The sequence below is a fragment of the Nocardioides sp. genome, assembly GCF_036401255.1.
Classification (GTDB): domain Bacteria; phylum Actinomycetota; class Actinomycetes; order Propionibacteriales; family Nocardioidaceae; genus Nocardioides.
In genome coordinates this window covers 1-1929 of record NZ_DASWVI010000473.1, presented here as the reverse complement: position 1 = coordinate 1929, position 1929 = coordinate 1, and the positions used below count along the sequence as shown (strand labels likewise).

Genomic DNA, 1929 nt, shown 5'->3' with positions numbered 1-1929 from the left:
GAGGGCCTCCTCGACGCGGCGGCGCGGCTCGTGGTCGAGCGCGGCGTGGCGGCGGTGACGACCCGCGACATCGCGGACGCCGCGGGCGCGCCGGTCGCCTCGCTGTACCAGTACTTCTCCGACAAGGAGGACGTCCTGCTCGCGCTCGCCCAGCGCGACATGGCCGAGATGGACGACCAGGTCGCCGAGGACCTCGCCGGCATCGAGACGCTCACGGTCGCGAGCCTGGTGCGCACGACGATGCGGGCGTTCGTGAGCGTCTACCACCGCCGCCCGGCGTTCGTGGAGATCTACCTGCGCGGTCGCACCAACCTCGCCGTGCACCGGTTCGGCCGCGAGCACAACGCCCGCATCGCCGAGACCCTCCGGGCCTTCGCGGTCGAGGCCGGGCTGGCCCGCGACGACCTCCCACCCGCGGCCGCCCTGCTGGCCGTCGAGGTCGGCGACCGCGTCTTCCAGCTGGCCTTCGAGGAGTCCCTCGACGGCGACGAGGCGCTGGTCGAGGAGGGCATCGCGCTGGTCACCGCCTACCTCGAGCGCTACGCCACCCCCGCCGGCCTCGGCGTCACCACGGTCACCCAGGAGAGCCCATGAAGATCGCCACCGTCGGCGTCCACGTCCTCGACACCCACGTGATCGGCATCGACTCGATCCCCGACGGGTCCGACGGCCAGCTGGTCGAGACGATCCGGATGTCCCCGGCCGGCACCGCGGGCGGTACGGCGGTGGTGCTGAGCCGGCTCGGTGCGCAGGTGCGGAGCTTCGGGGCCGTCGGTGCCGACCCGATCGGCACGACGCTGCTCGCGCTGCTCGAACACGAGGGCGTCGACGTGAGCGGGCTGGTGCGCAAGCCCGACCACCAGACCTCCGCGTCGGTGCTCCCGGTGCGGCCGAACGGCGATCGTCCCGCCTGGCACTGCATCGGCGCGAACGGGGCCTTCACCCTCGACGACCTCGACCCGGCCGCGCTCGAGGGCTGCACGCACGTGCACCTCGGTGGGCCGGAGTTCCTCGGCGGCGAGGCCGCGGGCCGGCTGCTGGCGCACGCGCGCTCCCTCGGTGCCACCACGTCCGTGGACCTCCTGGCTCCGGGCGACCCCGACATGCTGGCGTGGGTGGCCGATGCGCTGCCGCACACCGACTACCTGCTGCCCAACGACGAGCAGGTGCTCGGCTTCACCGGCGCCGGCTCCCTGGCCGACGGCGCCCGGGCGCTGCTCGACACCGGGGTCGGCTGCGTGGCGGCGACCCAGGGCAGCAAGGGCGCGCTCGTGGTGACCGCGGACGAGACGCTCGAGGTGCCGGCGTACGCCGTCGAGGTGGTCGACACAACCGGGTGCGGTGACGCGTTCTCGGCCGGCTTCCTGCGCGGCCTGTCCCTGGGACGCGACCTGCGGGGCGCGGCCGAGCTCGGGTGCGCCGCCGCCGCCCAGGTCGCCCGCGGCCTCGGCACCGACGCCGGTGACTACGACCTCGCGTCGGTGGTGGCGTTCGCGGAGCGCTGACGCGTCGGCCGGGCCAGCCGGTCGAGGAACGCCACCAGCAGCGCCTCGCGCATCGCCGCCGACGCGAGGTCGAGCATCGCGTTGACCTCCGCCATCCGCTCGGGCAGGTCGAGGCCGGCTGTCGGGTCGCCGCCGACCAGGCCCGCGGCCGCCAGCAGGCCGTCGAAGTCCTCGTCGGCAAGTGTCGTCGGGTCCAGGGCGCCGATGAACTCCGCGATCGCGGGGTCCACCGCCACCGGCCCGGCGGCCCGGGCCGCCCCCCCCGACTCCGCCAGCGCGGCGAGGAGCTCCTCGACGTGCGCGTTGGTCGCGGCGCTCACCGACAGGTGGATGGTCGGCGGGTGCTCGGCGTACGACATCTGCGGCTGGACGTACCAGCCCCGCGCGGCCATCTCGTCGCAGACGGTGAACGCGTCGCAGCTGG

At 74.8% G+C, this 1929-nt stretch carries 2 protein-coding genes and 1 pseudogene; 2 read left to right on the top strand and 1 reads right to left on the bottom strand.

Translation table 11 applies throughout. The features are described from left to right. On the top strand, positions 1–594 hold a 594-nt coding region (locus tag VGD85_RS21775), incomplete at its 5' end, for a TetR/AcrR family transcriptional regulator (RefSeq protein WP_331065528.1). Beyond that, positions 591–1505, top strand: coding sequence for a sugar kinase (locus VGD85_RS21770; RefSeq protein ID WP_331065527.1), 915 nt, complete (start codon positions 591–593; stop codon positions 1503–1505). The genes VGD85_RS21775 and VGD85_RS21770, both read left to right, overlap by 4 nt. Here VGD85_RS21770 and VGD85_RS21765 read toward each other — a convergent pair. Further along, positions 1466–1929: pseudogene (locus VGD85_RS21765) on the bottom strand (aspartate aminotransferase family protein); the annotation flags it as partial. The gene VGD85_RS21770 and the pseudogene VGD85_RS21765 overlap by 40 nt on opposite strands.

Bases quoted from the DNA above. Each gene is read 5' to 3' on its own strand.
- VGD85_RS21770 (WP_331065527.1), top strand. From the start codon at position 591: ATGAAGATCGCCACCGTCGGCGTCCACGTCCTCGACACCCACGTGATC.